Source organism: Diaphorobacter oryzae DSM 22780 (genome assembly GCF_059568935.1).
The window spans coordinates 83,336-98,411 of sequence record NZ_JCANUL010000002.1; the positions used below are offsets into that span (position 1 = coordinate 83,336).

At 70.9% G+C, this 15,076-nt stretch carries 14 protein-coding genes; 6 read left to right on the top strand and 8 right to left on the bottom strand.

What is annotated here, in order from left to right:
• Window positions 1-35: 35 nt before the first annotated feature.
• Window positions 36-1,022: a Bug family tripartite tricarboxylate transporter substrate binding protein gene (locus BP68_RS03660; protein ID WP_496369236.1), complete on the bottom strand. Its 987-nt coding sequence runs from the start codon at window positions 1,020-1,022 to the stop codon at window positions 36-38.
• A 103-nt stretch (window positions 1,023-1,125) separates the two neighbouring features.
• Between BP68_RS03660 and BP68_RS03665 the strand changes: the two genes are divergently transcribed.
• Window positions 1,126-2,091 (top strand): LysR family transcriptional regulator, encoded by a 966-nt coding sequence (locus tag BP68_RS03665; RefSeq protein ID WP_496369238.1) that lies wholly within the window; start codon window positions 1,126-1,128, stop codon window positions 2,089-2,091.
• Between the two features lie 113 nt (window positions 2,092-2,204).
• Here the strand turns inward: BP68_RS03665 and BP68_RS03670 are convergent, their stop codons facing one another.
• From BP68_RS03670 to BP68_RS03700, 7 genes are all read right to left on the bottom strand, one after another.
• Window positions 2,205-4,829, bottom strand: a complete 2,625-nt coding sequence (locus BP68_RS03670) for a cation-translocating P-type ATPase (RefSeq protein ID WP_496369240.1) — start codon at window positions 4,827-4,829, stop codon at window positions 2,205-2,207.
• Between the two features lie 498 nt (window positions 4,830-5,327).
• A complete protein-coding gene (locus BP68_RS03675) occupies window positions 5,328-5,648 on the bottom strand; it encodes a hypothetical protein (RefSeq protein WP_496369242.1) in 321 nt (106 codons plus the stop codon).
• A gap of 102 nt (window positions 5,649-5,750) precedes the next feature.
• Window positions 5,751-6,734, bottom strand: coding sequence for an FAD:protein FMN transferase (locus BP68_RS03680; protein ID WP_496369244.1), 984 nt, complete (start codon window positions 6,732-6,734; stop codon window positions 5,751-5,753).
• Window positions 6,715-8,901, bottom strand: coding sequence for a PepSY domain-containing protein (locus BP68_RS03685; RefSeq protein ID WP_496369246.1), 2,187 nt, complete (start codon window positions 8,899-8,901; stop codon window positions 6,715-6,717). The genes BP68_RS03680 and BP68_RS03685 overlap by 20 nt, the downstream gene beginning before the upstream one ends.
• A gap of 15 nt (window positions 8,902-8,916) precedes the next feature.
• The gene (locus tag BP68_RS03690) at window positions 8,917-9,399 is read right to left on the bottom strand and encodes a DUF2271 domain-containing protein (protein WP_496369248.1); all 483 of its coding nucleotides are present in this window, start codon (window positions 9,397-9,399) and stop codon (window positions 8,917-8,919) included.
• A gap of 39 nt (window positions 9,400-9,438) precedes the next feature.
• Complete coding sequence (locus tag BP68_RS03695; protein WP_496369250.1) at window positions 9,439-9,858, bottom strand: PepSY domain-containing protein; 420 nt, start codon at window positions 9,856-9,858, stop codon at window positions 9,439-9,441.
• Window positions 9,859-9,878: 20 nt separating this feature from the next.
• Window positions 9,879-11,261, bottom strand: coding sequence for a ferredoxin reductase family protein (locus tag BP68_RS03700; protein ID WP_496369252.1), 1,383 nt, complete (start codon window positions 11,259-11,261; stop codon window positions 9,879-9,881).
• A gap of 147 nt (window positions 11,262-11,408) precedes the next feature.
• Here BP68_RS03700 and BP68_RS03705 point away from each other — a divergent pair, with 147 nt between their 5' ends.
• Genes BP68_RS03705 through BP68_RS03725 form a run of 5 tightly spaced genes read left to right on the top strand, consistent with a single transcriptional unit; the run spans window position 11,409 to window position 15,067 of the window.
• Entirely contained in the window at window positions 11,409-11,738 is a 330-nt protein-coding gene (locus BP68_RS03705; protein ID WP_496369254.1) for a PepSY domain-containing protein, read from the top strand.
• Entirely contained in the window at window positions 11,738-12,409 is a 672-nt protein-coding gene (locus BP68_RS03710) for a response regulator transcription factor (protein ID WP_496369256.1), read from the top strand. Before BP68_RS03705 ends, BP68_RS03710 begins: the two co-directional genes overlap by 1 nt.
• A complete protein-coding gene (locus BP68_RS03715; RefSeq protein WP_496369258.1) occupies window positions 12,406-13,803 on the top strand; it encodes an ATP-binding protein in 1,398 nt (465 codons plus the stop codon). Before BP68_RS03710 ends, BP68_RS03715 begins: the two co-directional genes overlap by 4 nt.
• A 47-nt stretch (window positions 13,804-13,850) precedes the next feature.
• Window positions 13,851-14,555, top strand: a complete 705-nt coding sequence (locus tag BP68_RS03720; RefSeq protein ID WP_496369260.1) for a riboflavin synthase subunit alpha — start codon at window positions 13,851-13,853, stop codon at window positions 14,553-14,555.
• 11 nt (window positions 14,556-14,566) lie between these two features.
• Window positions 14,567-15,067 (top strand): GNAT family N-acetyltransferase, encoded by a 501-nt coding sequence (locus tag BP68_RS03725; protein ID WP_496369262.1) that lies wholly within the window; start codon window positions 14,567-14,569, stop codon window positions 15,065-15,067.
• Window positions 15,068-15,076 lie beyond the last annotated feature (9 nt).

The following is a 15,076-nucleotide window of genomic DNA, read 5'->3' on the forward strand; positions in this document are numbered from 1 at the left end:
GAGGGGGCGGCACGGGGTGGTTGGCGGGAAGGGGCTTACTTGGCGCTCAGGTTCAGGGCTTCCAGGGCGGGGCCCCAGGCCTTGGTGTCGCGCAGCGTGGTCTCCATGACCAGCGATGCGGGGCCGGCGACGGGCAGCACGCCCATGGTCTTGAGCTTGGCTTGCACTTCGGGGCTCTTGTGGAAGGCCTCCGTGGCCTTGTTGAGCTTGTCCACGATATCGGCGGGCGTGCCGGCGCGCGCCACGATGCCGCTCCAGCCCATGTTGTCGAAGCCCTTCACGCCCAGCTCGCTGGCCGTGGGCACGTCGGGCAGCTCGGGCACGCGCTGGGGCGACAGCACCGCCAGCGGGTTGAGCTTCTTGTTCTTGATGTGCGGCAGCGCCGTGCCGTAGACGGGCGCCATGAGCTCGGTCTGCCCGCCGATGGTGGCCATGACGCCGTCGGCTTCGCCCTTGTAGGGGATGTGGGTCATGGAAATGCCCAGCGCCTGGGACAGCAGCTCCACGGCCAGGTGCGTGGAATTGCCCAGGCCGGCCGAGGCGAAGTTCAGCTTGCCGGGGGCCGCCTTGGCCTTGTCGGTCAGCTCCTTGAGCGAGGTGATGCCCGTGGCCGGGTTGGCCGACAGCACGAACGGCACCGTGGTCAGCATGGCCACGCCGGTGAAGTCCTTCTCGGGGTTGTAGGGCAGGGGCTTGTAGGTGAACTGGTTGAGCACCATCAGCGACACGCTGCCGTACAGCAGCGTGTAGCCATCGGCGGGGGCGTTCAGCGTGCTCTGCGCGGCGATGATGCCGCCGCCGCCGGGCTTGTTCTCCACCACGATGGTGCCGCCGATGGCCTTGCCGGCATGCTCGGCCCACAGGCGGGCGATGGTGTCGGAGCTGCCGCCGGGCGCCTGCGAAACCACCAGGCGCACGGGGCGCTGGGGATAGGCGCCCTGGGCATGCACGGCGGTGGCCGTGACGGCGGCGACGGCGACACCCGCCAGGAGCTTGGAGAGGTTGTGGATGGCTTGCGACACGGCGATTCCTACAAAGACGGGGTGGAAAGGATGAAGTCATTTTCATGACGATTCCACCCTGTTGCCTAGTGAAAAGGCACAATGGGGGTATGAGGATTCATTCATGATTGAGCACCCGCCGGGCGCCCATTGGGCGCGCCGCCTGAAGGTGCGGCACCTGGAGTCGTTCCTGGTGCTGGACGAGGCGGGAACGCTCACGGCCGCGGCGGCGCGGCTGCACATGACGCAGTCGGCCATGTCGCACTGGCTGGCCGAGCTGGAAAGCGTCGTGGGCACGCCGCTGGTGGTGCGCGGGCGCAAGGTGCAGCTGACGCCCGCGGGGCATCTGCTCAAACGCATGGCGGTCAACGTGCTGGGCGACATCGCCCGCACCGGCCGGGAGATGCATGCCGTGGCCGCGGGCCAGGTGCCGCGCCTGAACGTGGGCAGCGTCTGGGCGGGCATCGCGGGCGGCCTGCCCGAGGCCGTGAGCGCCTTCCAGCAGGAGCATGCCGAGGTGGCCGTGGCCGTGCACGACGGGCCCTTCGACAACCTGCTCAAGGGGCTGGAGACGCGCGCCATGGACGCCGTCATCGGCGTGCTGGACGCGCGGGCCCACCGGCCGGGCCTGGAGCACCGGGTGTTGTTCGACGACCGGGTGGCCATCGTCATCGGGCGCGGCAGCAAGTACTGGGAACGCTGCGAGGGGCTGGGCTTCGCGGACCTGCTGCATGAGAAATGGGTCATGCCGCCCACCGGCACGCTGACGCGCATCCAGATGGACGCCTTCCTGGTCGCCCAGGAGGCCTCCTGGCTGCTCCCGCGGGCCGAGACCGCCTCGCTGGCCATGATGCAGGCGCTGCTGCACAAGGGCGACTACGTGGGCGTGTGCTCCGAGTCCATGGCCGACCACATGGCCGCGCTGGGGCTGTTTCGCAAGATCGCCATCGACTCCGGCATCCGCTTCGGCCCCATCACCGTGATGTGGAACCGCGAGCATGCCTCGACGACGCTGATGGACTTCATCGGCTGTCTGCTGGCCCACGCGCGTGGGGTGGAGGTGCGGGCTGCGATGCCCACGCTGGCATGACGGCCGTGCATGTGTGGAAAATGCCTCTAGCGACCTCCCATCAAGCGTCAGTAGCTCTCAAAAAGAGAGCTTCGCCTGTCCGTGGACTGTAGCTACGGGGCGTGGGTGGGAGTTCAGCAGTCGGTGCCGGGCGACGTACCCGGTCGTGTGCGGGCCCAGCCGTAGGCGATTTGCCGCAGCCCCTCCAGCCAGGCCACGCCCAGGGCCAGCGCCGCGGCGCCGGCGCCCCAGGCGGCAAGGCCTGCGGGGGCCAGCCCCATCAGATTGCGCAGGCCGGGAATGCCCTGCACGGCCGCCAGCAGCAGGCCCACGGCCGCCGCCATGGGCGCCAGCCAGGGGTTGGCGTGGTCTTGGCGGGCCAGCAGCGGGCGCGCGGGGGCGCGCTGGGCCTGGATGAGCAGCAGCACGCACACCAGCAGCGTACCCAGTACCACGGCGCGGCCCTGGGCCGCGTCCCAGCCCTGCGCATGCAGCCACGCCTGTGCCCCCAGCAGCAGCGTGGCCAGGCCCAGGCCCTGGGCCACGGGCATCAGCAGCGCGCCCAGGGCGAAGGGTGAGTCCTGCACCGGGCGGGCGGGGCGCCGCATGGTGTCTGACTGCGCGGGCTCGGCTTCGAAGACCAGGGAGCAGGCGGGGTCGATGAGCAGCTCCAGCAGCACGATGTGCACCGGCAGCAGCAGCACGGGCCAGTGCAGCAGGGTGGGCACCAGCGCCAGCGCAACGATGGGCACATGCACGGCGAAGACGAAGCGCGTGGCTTTGCGCACGTTGTCGTCGATGCGCCGCCCCTGGCGGATCGCGGCGACGATGTGCGCAAAGCTGTCCTGTAGCAGCACCAGGGCCGCGGCCTCGCGCGCCACATCGGTGCCGCGCTCGCCCATGGCGATGCCCACGTCGGCGGCCTTGAGCGCGGGGGCGTCGTTCACGCCGTCGCCGGTCATGGCCACCACGGCACCATCGGCGCGCAGTGCCTGCACCAGGCGCAGCTTGTGCGCGGGCTTGAGGCGCGCGCACAGGTCGGTGTGGCGCAGGCGCTCGCGTAGCGCGGAGTCGTCTAAGTTGTGCAACTCATCGCCGGTGAGCACCTGCGGCCGCTCGGACAGACCCACCTGCCGCGCGATGGCGCGGGCGGTGGCCGGGTGGTCGCCCGTCATCATCACCACGCGCACGCCCGCGCTGCGGCATTGGGCGATGGCCTCGGGAACCTCGGGCCGGGGCGGGTCGGCCAGCGCCACGAGGCCGAGGAATTCGAAGTCGAAGTCGTGCTGGCTGCCAGGCCATGCCGGTGGCTGGCCCGGCGATGTGCTGCTTCCCGCCCACTGCCCGCGAGCCACGCCGAGCACGCGTAGGCCGCGCTCGGCCATGTCTTCCACCTGCAGGCGCAGCGCCGCGCGCCGGCCTGCGTCCAGGTGGCACAGGTCGGCGACCGCCTCGGGGGCGCCCTTGGTGGCCAGCAGGTGCCGGTGGGGCGCGCCGGTGGCGTACACGCGGGTCATGGCCAGGATCTCGCCCGACAGGTCGTAGGCGAACTCGGGCTCGCGCCCGTCGTGCATGTGCTCGGTGCCCTGCAGCCAGTCGTGGCCGAACTGCTGGATGGCCTTCTCCATCGGGTCGAACGGGTCGCCCGGCGTGGCCAGCATGGCCCATTCGACCAGCGGGTGCAGCGCCTCGGGCAGTGCCTGTGCGCCCTCGGCGCGCCACTGCACCGTGGGCGTGGCCAGCTCGGCCACGGCCATGCGGTTTAGCGTCAGGGTGCCGGTCTTGTCCACCGCCAGCACGGTGACCGCGCCCAGGGTCTCCACGGCCGTGATGCGCCGCGTCAGCACCTGGCGCTGGGCGATGCGCCACGCCCCCAGCGCCAGGAACACGGTGAGGATCACCGGGATTTCCTCGGGCAACAGCGCCATGGCCAGGGCAATGCCTGACAGCAGGCTGTCCAGCAGCGAGTGGCCCGCCCAGCCCCAGCCCAGCAGCACCTGGGCGCCGGCCAGCGCGAGGGCCAGCAGTCCCAGGCTGCGCACCAGCCGGCGCGAGCGCTGCTGCAGCGGTGAGGGCGGCGTCTGCGTGGTCGCCAGGTCCGCGCCGATGCGCCCCACGGCGGTATGCTCCGCCGTGGCCTGCACCCGCGCCAGGCCGGTGCCGCGGGTGACGACGGTGCTGGCGAACAGGCGGTCGCCGTCGGTGTCGGCCGGCGGTGTGTCGCGCGCGACAGGGGCAGTCGTTCGTTCGCTCATGCGGGGCAGTTTGGCGACGGGCACGGACTCGCCCGTGAGCAGGGATTCGTCCACCTCCAACTGGCCGCTGAGCAGATGGGCATCGGCGGCAATCCGGTCGCCTTCGCGCAGCACCAGCAGATCGCCGCACACCACATCCCGCCCCGCAATGCGCTGCTGCACGCCCTCGCGCAACACGAGGGCGCGGGGGGCGGAAAGGTCGCGCAATGACTCCAGCGCGCGTTGGGTGCGGCGCTCCTGCACCAGCGTGATGCCGATGACCACGAAGACGAAACTGAGCAGGAACAGCGCCTCGCCCTTATTCCCGAGTGCCAGATAGATGCCGCCTGCGGCCAGCAGCATGAGGAACATGGGCTCGGTGAGCACCTCGCGCACGATAGCAAGCGCGGGCTTAGGCGCGTTTCCGGGCAACAGATTCGGGCCGTCGCGCGCCAGGCGCTCAGCGGCCTCTGCACTGCTCAGGCCTTGCAGGTCATCGCCAGGGGAGGTGGACTCGTTTGCCATGAAGAAACGGGCCAGGGGGAAAGGATGGCCGGAGTGTAGGTGCTGGCTCTGCGGGGCGCTAAGGTGATGCATCGGCAGAGGATCGGAAACTCATCCGATGGGGATGTACCCGCTTCCACGCGACCTGCTGGGGTGCCTGCAGCTGGCATGCCAAGTGGGTTGGCGCTCAGGTCCACGGGCAGGTGCGAGGCGGCCCTGATGCATTGGGGCCGCAGCCTGCGAGCCCCAATGCACAACCCCTGGCGCACACCCATCTGCTGGATGTGGTTGGAGCGGACTTTGGCCGCGCGCTGCAGCACTGGCGTGCCGATCCGGTGCAGCACATTGAGATCCCAAACACGCAACTGCTGCTCCATACGCGCCGTCCCCCGCTGGGACGCGTGGGTGTACTTGGAGGAGCGTGACCGCATTGCGCTGCTGGCCGGCGAGTACCAGCGTAAGGTGCAAGCGATGGCCCTGCAGCCGCCTAGCCACGGCGTCGCGCATTCGTCGCCCCCATCAGGTCTCCGGCTGCGCCGCAGCCACCCACCGTAGCCCGTCGCCACGGCTGTAGTAGTAGTCCCCTTGCGGGCTGATGACGAGGGCGCGGCAGGCTGTGGAGTCTGAAAAATAACGCCATCCGTGGGCGCGTTCACCGGGGCCTGCGGTGTTGGGCACGGCTTGCATGCCCTCGTCGGGGTTGTTGGCACAGCGGGTGTTTGTCACGCGTTCGCGGAGGCTTTGCCGGTCACGGTGGTGGTCGTGGTCCCCAGCGAGGACCGGTGCGCTCAAGGTGGCCCCGAGCATTCCGATCGCGGTAAGAGTGAGGTGGGTGCGCATGGTGAACTCCTGGTTGTCGGGTGGTTGCAGCCATCGGTGACTGTGCAGGCAGTCTGCGCGGAGGGCGGTGAACCGGCGCTGAATGCGTGATTCACCGGCCATTCATGTGCCGGAGGCGGGCGTGCCCGTGCCGAACCTGCCCAGCCCCACAGTGACCAGCCCATTGCCGCGCCGCAGCATCCACAGCGTCTCCAGTCCCATGCGCTGGGCCAGGGCCAGACCCTCCCCGGGGCCGGCCACCAGCAGTGCCGTGGCCCAGGCGTCGGCATGCATGCACTGGCGCGCCAGCACCGTGACCGAGGCCACCTCGTTGCGCACGGGCGCACACCGGCGCGTGTCCATGGTGTGTGCCAGGCGTGCGTCGCCTACCTGGAGATAGCGCCGGTAGTCGCCCGATGTGGCCACGGCCAGGTCCTGCAGCTCGACCACGCCGTGCACCGCGCGGCGCCCGGCCTCGGGGTTCTCCACGGCCACCGCCCAGGGCTGGCCGCTGGCCTGACCCCCCACGGCACGCAGCTCCCCGTCCAGTGCCACCAGCGCATGCCGCACGCCGTGCTGGCGCAGTACGTCGGCCAGGCGGTCCACGCCGTAGCCCTTGGCAATGCCGCACAGGTCCAGTTGCAGCGGCACCTGCTTGCGGGCGCGACCCGCCAGGCGGTCCAGTTCCAGGGTCTCATGCGTGGGGCGGCGCGCTGAAGGGGCCGCGCCAGCGGCGGCGCGGATGGCCGCGGCATCGGGCGCATCGCGCGCCGCACCGAAACCCCAGGCATCGACCAACGCGCCCACCGCGGGGTCGAACGTGCCACCGCTCAGGCGGCAGATGTCCAGCGCGCAGGCCAGCACCTCCAGAATCTCGGGAGGCAGCGCCACCCAGGCGTCTGTCGGCGCACGGTTCAGGCGGTTGAGGTCGCTGTCCGCCAGCCAGGGAGACATTTGCGCGTCCACTTGCTGGACGGCAGCGGCCAGGGCCTGCTCCAGTGCCTGAGTATTGGTGCTCAGGGGCACGTCGCAGGTGACGGACCAGCGCGTGCCCATGGTGGGGCCGTGCAGGGTCAGCCGTTGCAGGTCAAAAGAGGTCTTCGGCATAGCGTCCTTGCGCCTTCAGTTGTGCCAGGCCCGGCGGGCTCAGCAGCGATTCGAGCACCTGCGCCACGCCCTGGGCCATGGGGCGGCTGCCGCACACGCGCACCAGGGCGCCCTGCGCCAGCAGCGCGCGCACCTGCGCTGCGTCGCGCTTCAGGGTCTGCTGCACGTAACCGCCCCCGTCCGGTATGCGCGAGAACGTGGTGTGCAGTCCGGCCAGGCGGCCGTCGGCCTGCCAGTCCTTCAGTTCGGTGCCGAAGTAGTAATCCCGCGCCGGATCGCGTGCGCCGTAGTACAGGTGCATGGGCCTATGGCGCGTGTTGCCGCGGATAAAGCCCGCCAGCGGCGCCACGCCCGTGCCCGCGCCGATGAGCAGCACGGGCGTGCGGCCGGCAGGCAGCACGAAACCCGGGTTGGGGCGGATGAACGCCTGCATGCTGTCGCCCGGCTGCAGGGCATGCAGGTGGTTGGAGCACAGGCCGCCCGGCATGCGGCGCACGCAGATTTCCACGAAGCCGTCACTGCTGCCCGAGGCCAGCGAGTAGTAGCGCGGCACGGCCTGGCCCGGCGGCACCACGCCAATCAGGTCGCCCGCCGCGAAGCGCGGCAGGCTATGGCCGGGCAGGGCAAAGCGCAGGATGGCTGCAGGCTCGCCCGCACCGCCCGCGAAATCCTGCCGCGACACGAGCGTGAGCGCCACGGTGCGCGGAAGGCGCGGCCGGTAGTCGAGTGGCAAGGGCTGGCCCAGGGCCTGTGCCAGTGCCTGCCCCCAGCGTGCGAATTCCTGGGCGGACTGCTGGTGGATGCGCTCCAGCGGCAGCAGCACGGGCCAGCCCTGGCGGCGCAGCGTTGCTTCCAGCGCCTCGGCGAACGCGCAGAAGGCGGGGAACTGCCGGTCGCCAAAGCCCAGCACGGCGACCTGTGCGCGTGCCGGACCCGTCGGGGCAGCTGCGCGCGCGATGGCTTCCAGCGCGCGCGCCGCATGGGCGGGCGGCTGGCCGTCGCCATAGGTGGCGGCCAGCACATAGACGTGGCGCGCCGTGGGTGGCACGCGCCAGTGTTCCAGTGCCGTGGTGTGCACGCGGTGGCCCGCGGCGACCAGCGCGGCATGCAGGGCCTGGGCAAAGCCCCAGGTGCTGCCGCCTTCGCTGGCCACGAAGATCAGGCTGTCGGCCTGCGCCAGCGGGCTGTTGCCTTCGATGCGCGGGCGGCTGCGGCGCGCCTGCCACCACAGCAGCGCGCCCGTGCCCCAGAACAGCGGGATGCTCGCCCCCATGGCGCCCAGCACCAGCGCCCAGGCCCAGGCGCCTTCGCCGGTGTGCAGCAGCAGCGCCCAGTCGTGCACGCGTTGTGCCGCTGTGGCGTCCTGCCAGGCCAGCGTCTGGCCGTTGTAGCGGTCCACCCAGCCCTGGCCCTGGACGGTGGTCACGCGCCAGGTGTCCTGAGGGTCGTCGGCGGATGGCAGGTTGAGCTTGCGCAGGTCCTGCACGCGCATGTCCTGCAGCAGGGGCAGTTGCCCGGCCGGCAGGGGCGGCTGGCCGCCTTGCACGGACGCGACGTCGGGTTCGGGCGCTGTGTCCAGCGGCATCAGACCGAAGGTGGCAGCGCTCATGACGAGCGCCGCGGCGGCCGATACCGCCAGCACCAGCAACACGACCCGCCCGGCCAGTACGTGCAGGCGCTGCGCCAGCGTGCCGCGCACCGGTCCGGCGAGGTGGCGCCAGCCGCCCATGCGGCGCAACAGCAGCACCAGGCCCGAGATCGACAGTCCCAGCATGGCCAGGGCCACCACGGCGGCGGCCATGCGTCCGGTGTCGCCCAGCAGCAGGGCGCGGTGCAGGTTCTTCAACCAGCGCGGCAGCAGTGAGGGCTGGTAGCCGCCCAGCACGCGGCCGTCTGCCGGGTCCACGCGCAGGGCCTGGGCCTGGCCGTTGTCAAAGGCATGGACCACGATGCCGCCCGAGGGCAGGCGGCGGATTTCCTCCGCGCCGGGCACGCTGGCCTGCACGCGCTGCACCAGCGTCGCCACCGGCAAGTCCTGCGCTGCGGGGGCTGCCTGCCAGGCGTTGCGCAGCGGGTCGAGCGCCAGCAGCGTGCCCGTGATGCCCAGCACCAGCGCCAGCGCGCCCGCCACCAAACCCAGCCAGCGATGCAGTTGCCGCCAAACCATGGGTGCTTCCTTCGCTTACTTGAATTGGTAGCTGAACGACTGGATGTACTGCTTGCCGGCCTGCGGCTTGTCGGCCTGGGCGGTGGACAGGGGCACGCGGATCTCCGCGGGACTGTCGCGCATGTCCTCTGCGGCGGCGTCAATGCGGATCTCGTAGCCCGCATCCAGCAGTGCGTCGGCCAGATCGGCCGTCACCTTGAGCGTGCGGCCTGCGCCCACGCTGGCGCCGGTCACGCCCTGCAGGCGATTGCCGTCGCCGGCGGACAGGCGGTTCCAGTCTGCCAGGTGCTTGTAGTACTTGGCCTTGCCGCCGGCCACCCACAGCGTGCCCGCGTAGGCGCCCTTGGGGTCGGTGAGGTAGACGGCGAGGTAGGCGCCGTCGCCTCCGTAGTTCTTGAGGGTGGTCGAGAGCGTGACCTCGCGGCTGTGTGCCAAGGCGGGCAGGGTCAGCGCGCAGGCGGCGGCCACGGTGGTCAGCAGGGGTTTGGTGCTGGACATGGAGGTTCTCCGGTAAGAGCGTGTGGACGATTCAAAGGGTCATTCGATCTGGCCGCGCGGCGTGGTGCCGGGCGTCAGTACGGGGCTTTGGGGGGCTGTGACGGGTGCCGCGACGTCCTGGGCGGGAGCCGCATCGCGGGCCGGGGTGCGATCGCGCTCGCGCCGGCGTTCGCGCTCAGGTTCATGGTTGTCATCGCGCAGTTTCATCTTCACCACGCGCAGCGTCTGAGGGTCCAGCTTGGCCTTGAAGCTGCGGCCCTGAGCGTCCCGGCCGCGCACTTCGTAGCAGCCGTCATCGATCTTGAGGCGCTGCACCTGCCAGCCCTGAGCGGCCGCGTGCCGCATCACGGCGTCGCGTGACTGCCAGTGCTGCACGGGGGCCTCGCAGTCATCGTCCGCCAGCGCAGGGGCTGCTGCCAGGGCCAGGCACAGGGCCAGCAACGGGGTCGGGTGTTTCATGGAAAGCTCCTTTCGGTGGATCAACGCATGGCAAAGGACTCGCGGTGCACGCGCCACGGGCGGGGGCCGCTGGCGTGCGCGTGCAGCGCATCGCCCAGACCCTGGGGGCCGCAGAACCAGATGTCCAGCGGGCCGGGGGTGGCTTCCAGGTCCTGGGGCCTGAGGCGCTGGCCCTGGGCGTCGCCGTGCACCGTGAGCGTGACCGGTGGTTGGGCCTGCACGCACAGCGTGCGCAGGCGCGGCAGCAGCGGATCGGTGGCGGCGTCGCGGGTGCAGTAGTGCATCTGCACGGGCTGCAGTTTGGAGGGCGCCGGCGTGGCGCCCGGCTGCCGGGCTTCCAGCAGCGCTAGGAAAGGCGTGATGCCCACGCCACCCGCCACCCACACCTGTTGGCGGCGGTGGCGGCCCCGGCCGTCGAAGCGGCCGTAGGGGCCTTCGATGTCCACGCGCTGCCCGGCCTGCAGGCGTCGGCCCAGGGTGCGGGTGTAGTCGCCCAGTGGCTTGATGACCAGACGCAGCAATGGCTCGCCTTGCGCACTGGTGCCCAGGCTGCCCGGTGCGCTGGCGATGGTGAAGGGGTGCGCGCCTTCCGACGCATCAAAGCGCACGAAGGCGAACTGCCCCGCGCGGTGGCCCGGCCAGCTTGCCGGCAGGGCGCAGATCACCTCAATGGGCGCCGCCGCGCCGCCATCGCCCAGCGTGCGCACCGCATGGATGTGGCCGGCGTGGCTGCGTGCGCGGCCGATCCAGCCGGCCAGCGACCACGCGGCGGCCAGGCTGCCCAGCGCCAGCAACGTGCCCATCAGCAGGCCCAGCGGGAGCGTCCAGAAGGTCAGCGGCATCAGCGCCACGGTATGCAGCGTGAGCGCCAGAAACACCAGCGGCATGGCGCGGTGCAGGAAGCGCCACGGCTTGTAGGCCAGCAGCCGGGTCAGCAGCGTGATGGCCACCATGGCCAGCAGCAGGTAAAAAGCCATCTCGCCCAGGTCCTTGGCAAAGCCCCGGGCGTCGGTGAGCCAGGGCAGAACGGCGTCGCGTGCCGGCCGGCCGGCGCGGCCCCACAGGCCCTTGATCCAGTCGCTGGATTCATCGGCGCCCCAGTGCAGGACGGCCGTCAGCGCCGCACTGATGCCGGCCCACTTGTGTAGGCGGTAGACCTGGTCCATGCCGCCCAGCGGGCGCTCCAGCCAGGGCAGGCGCAGCGCCAGCACCATGGCCAATGCCATCAGGCCGATGCTCCACAGGCCCGAGAGATACAGCGCCTGTTGGCGCAGCTGCCACCAGCCAGTGGCCGCCCCCTGTGCATCCACAAGGGGAGAGACGCCCAGCTCGGGCGGCAGTACCGCTAGCCAGGCCAGGGTGATGGCCAGCAGCCAGGCTCCCAGGATGAGCTTGATGCGCATGGTGTTTCCTTCTTGTGCGTAGAGCAGTTGGCCCGCCACGGATGTGCGTCGAGCGACTTGGCAACGATTCTGGAAAAGCCACGATGAACTTCCGCTGAAGGCCGCATTCATGCGACATTCATCGCCGTACGCGTATAAAAAACGCCCATGAACAGATTGCGCCGCCCCTTTGCCCTGCTGGCCCTCGCGGTGGCCGCCGCCACAGCGGGCATTGCCGTGCAGGCCGACGAGCGCGGCCATGGCGACCACGACCTGGCTCGCCAGGCCCTGGAGCGCGGTCAAGTGCTGCCACTGCGCACCGTGCTCGACAAGGTCGAGCGCGAATACCAGGGCCAGGTGCTCAAGGTGGAGTTTGAGCGTGATGACGGCCGTTTCATCTACGAGATCCGCTTGCTGCAGCAGGACGGACGCATGACCAAGCTTAAGATTGATGCGGTCGATGGCCGTGTGCTGAAGATCAAACGCAAGGAACATTGATGCGCATCCTCGTCGTGGAAGACGAACCCACCCTTTGTGCTCAACTGGCGCAAGCCATCGCGGCCGCGGGCCATACAGTGGAGTCTGCCGGCGACGGGGCCCAGGCGCACTACCTGGGTGAGGTGGAGGACTTCGACGCCGTGGTGCTGGACCTGGGCCTGCCCGTGCTGGACGGCCTGTCGGTGCTGCGCCGCTGGCGCGCGGCGGGGCGCAACATGCCCGTGCTGATCCTCACCGCGCGTGGCGCGTGGCACGAGAAGGTGGCGGGCATGGACGCGGGGGCGGACGACTATCTGGCCAAGCCTTTCCACATGGAGGAGTTGCTGGCGCGCTTGCGCGCCCTGCTGCGCCGCCTGGGCGAGCACGCCAGCGCGCAGTGGAAGTGCGGCCCGATCTGGCTGGACACACGCCAGGCGCGCGTACTGGTGGACGGCCAGCCTCTCACGCTCACCAGCCATGAGTTCAAGCTGCTGTCGCTGCTGATGCAGCGCAAGGGCCAGGTACTGTCACGCACCGAGCTGTCCGAGCACTTGTACCCGCACGACAGCGACCGCGACTCCAACACCATCGAGGTCTTCGTGGGCCGCCTGCGCAAGAAGCTGCCCCCGGGCAGCATCGAGACCGTGCGCGGCCTGGGTTACCGGCTGGCCGAAGCCTGCGCCACCCCATGAGCGCCGTGGCGCGCGCGCTGGCGGGCTCCCTGCGGCTGCGCCTGCTGGCGGGCACGCTGGCGTGGATGTTGCTTAGCATCGCTCTCGCCGGGTGGGCGCTGCGCACCTTGTTCCAGGACCACATCACCCAGCAGTTGCAGGCGCAGCTGGTGGCGCAGCTTGACCAACTCAGCGCTGCCGTGGAATGGACGCCCCAGGGCGGCACCACCGTGGCTGCCCTGGTCGCCGATGCACGTCTGGCGCAGCCGCTGTCGGGCCTGTACTGGCAGGTGGACCAGCTCGGCTCCGCGCCGCAGGCGGCGGTGGCGCGCTCGCGCTCGCTGTGGGACCAGGTATTGACGCTGCCGACCGTCCCGGGCCACTACCCCGCGCGCGGCTACCGCGTGCTGCAGCTGCACGACGCCCAGGGCCACGCGCTGCTGACCGTGGCGCGCATCCTGCAATTGCCCGAGGACGATGCCCCGCCGCTGCGGCTGGCCGTGGCGGGCGATACCGCGCTGCTGGCCGAGCCACTGCAGCGCTTCACCCGCCTGCTGCTGACCGCCCTGGGTCTGATGGCCCTGGGCCTGGCCGTGGCTGTGGCCGTGCAGCTGCAGCTGGCCCTGCGCCCGCTGCAGCTGCTGCGCGATCAGCTGGCCACCGTGCGCGGCGGTCAGGCCGCGCGGCTGGAGGGGTGCTTCCCGCACGAGCTGCAGCCGCTGGTGAGCGAGTTCAACCATGTGCTGGCCGAGAACGCCGACATGGTGCAGCGCGCGCGCACCCAGGCGGGCAACCTGGCGCACGCGGTGCATACGCCGCTGTCCATCCTGGCCAACGCCGCCGCGCAGGAAAGCTCGCCGCTCGCCCACCTGGTGACCGAGCAGGTGGCCAGCGCACGCCGCCAGGTGGACTACCACCTGGCGCGCGCGCGCGCCGCCGCCGCCGTGCGCGCCACCGGGCTGCGCACGCCGGTGCTGGCGCCCCTGCAGGCTTTGCTGCGGACCATGCAGCGCCTGCATGCCGACCGTCAGCTCGCCTTCGAGCTGGCGCCGCAGGCGCAGGACGGCGCCTTCCGCGGCGAGGAGCAGGATTTGTACGAGCTGCTGGGCAACCTGATCGACAACGCCGGCAAGTGGGCGCGCACGCGCGTGGTGGTGGATGTGCGGCGCGATGGTGGCCAGCTGTGCTTTACCGTCGATGACGACGGCCCCGGCATTCCCGCGGCGCTGCGCGACCGCATGTTCGAGCGCGGCGTGCAGCTCGACGAGCAGCGCCCCGGCTCAGGCCTGGGGCTGGACATCGTGCGTGCGCTGGTGCAGACCTATGGCGGCAGCGTGCAGGCGCTGGCCTCGCCGCTGGGCGGCGCGCGGCTGCGCCTGTGCCTGCCGGCGGCGGAGGGCGGCGGCGCTGCGTGAGCGCGACTGGCACAATCCCAGGCTTTCCCGCTCACTGAATCCGCGCCATGTTCACAGGCATCGTCCAGGCCACCGCGCGCATCGCCGCCATCGACGACCGCGCCGGCCTGCGCACCTTCACCCTCGAATTCCCCGCTGGCTTTTGCCAGGACCTCGCCATCGGTGCCAGCGTGGCGACCGACGGCGTGTGCCTCACGGTGACCGAGATCCTCTCGCCCACACGCGCCACGTTCGACGTGATGCTGCAAAGCCTGAACATCACCACGCTGGGCAGCTACGCCGTGGGTGACCGCGTGAACGTGGAGCGCGCCGCCAAGGATGGCGCCGAGATCGGCGGCCACCCGCTGTCGGGCCACATCGACTTCACCGGACAACTGGTGGAGCGGCGCGAACTGGACAACAACCTGGTGTGGCGCGTGGCCGTGCCCGAGGCGTTTCGCCGCTACGTTTTCGCCAAGGGCTACATCGCCATCCACGGCGCCAGCCTCACCGTGGCCGAGGTGAACCGCCAGGAGGGCTGGTTCGAGGTCTGGCTGATTCCCGAGACGCGCCGCGCCACCGTCTTCGAGGACGTGCAGGTGGGCGGCCGCCTGAACATCGAGATCGAGCGCAGCACCCAGGTGGTGGTGGACACCGTGCGCGAGGCGGTGCAGGAAAGCCTGGGGCGCCTGGCGCCCGTGCTGGAAGCCCTGCTGCGGGACAAGGGGCTGGCGCTCGAGGACTTCGTGCAGCCGCCGAAGCTGCCGCACTGAGGCCGGCGCCCATGCCCTGGACGGTGCGCGCCCTCACCCCCGACGACCTGCCGGGCCTGCAGGCGGTGCAGATCGCCTGCTATGGCGATGGCCTGGTCGAGGCCGCGGCGGTCTTCGCGCGGCGCCTGGCGAGCCCCGCCGACTGCTCGCAGGTGGCCGTGCGCGACGGCGCGGTCGTGGCCTACCTGGCGGCCTACCACTCGCGCCTGGGCAAGGTCACGCCGCTGCACGGCGACTTCGACGCCACGCCCGCGCCCGACACCCTGTACCTGCACGACATGGCGGTGCTGCCCGACTGCGCCGGCCAGGGCCTGGCCCAGGCCCTGCTGCAGCGGCTGCTGGCGCCCGCCCGCGCCGCGGGGCTGCGCCACACGGCGCTGGTGTCGGTGCAGGGCTCGCAGGCCTACTGGGAGCGCCGGGGCTACGCCGCGCACGCCCTGCGCGACGCCGCGCAGCAGCGCCACCTGGAAGGCTATGGCGCCGGCGCGGTGTACATGGCGCAGGCGCTTTAAAAACCATAG

Bases quoted from the DNA above. Each gene is read 5' to 3' on its own strand.
- BP68_RS03715 (WP_496369258.1), top strand. From the start codon at position 12,406: ATGAGCGCCGTGGCGCGCGCGCTGGCGGGCTCCCTGCGGCTGCGCCTG.
- BP68_RS03725 (WP_496369262.1), top strand. From the start codon at position 14,567: ATGCCCTGGACGGTGCGCGCCCTCACCCCCGACGACCTGCCGGGCCTG.
- BP68_RS03670 (WP_496369240.1), bottom strand. From the start codon at position 4,829: ATGGCAAACGAGTCCACCTCCCCTGGCGATGACCTGCAAGGCCTGAGC.
- BP68_RS03675 (WP_496369242.1), bottom strand. From the start codon at position 5,648: ATGCGCACCCACCTCACTCTTACCGCGATCGGAATGCTCGGGGCCACC.
- BP68_RS03705 (WP_496369254.1), top strand. From the start codon at position 11,409: ATGAACAGATTGCGCCGCCCCTTTGCCCTGCTGGCCCTCGCGGTGGCC.
- BP68_RS03710 (WP_496369256.1), top strand. From the start codon at position 11,738: ATGCGCATCCTCGTCGTGGAAGACGAACCCACCCTTTGTGCTCAACTG.
- BP68_RS03680 (WP_496369244.1), bottom strand. From the start codon at position 6,734: ATGCCGAAGACCTCTTTTGACCTGCAACGGCTGACCCTGCACGGCCCC.
- BP68_RS03700 (WP_496369252.1), bottom strand. From the start codon at position 11,261: ATGCGCATCAAGCTCATCCTGGGAGCCTGGCTGCTGGCCATCACCCTG.
- BP68_RS03665 (WP_496369238.1), top strand. From the start codon at position 1,126: ATGATTGAGCACCCGCCGGGCGCCCATTGGGCGCGCCGCCTGAAGGTG.
- BP68_RS03690 (WP_496369248.1), bottom strand. From the start codon at position 9,399: ATGTCCAGCACCAAACCCCTGCTGACCACCGTGGCCGCCGCCTGCGCG.
- BP68_RS03695 (WP_496369250.1), bottom strand. From the start codon at position 9,858: ATGAAACACCCGACCCCGTTGCTGGCCCTGTGCCTGGCCCTGGCAGCA.
- BP68_RS03685 (WP_496369246.1), bottom strand. From the start codon at position 8,901: ATGGTTTGGCGGCAACTGCATCGCTGGCTGGGTTTGGTGGCGGGCGCG.
- BP68_RS03720 (WP_496369260.1), top strand. From the start codon at position 13,851: ATGTTCACAGGCATCGTCCAGGCCACCGCGCGCATCGCCGCCATCGAC.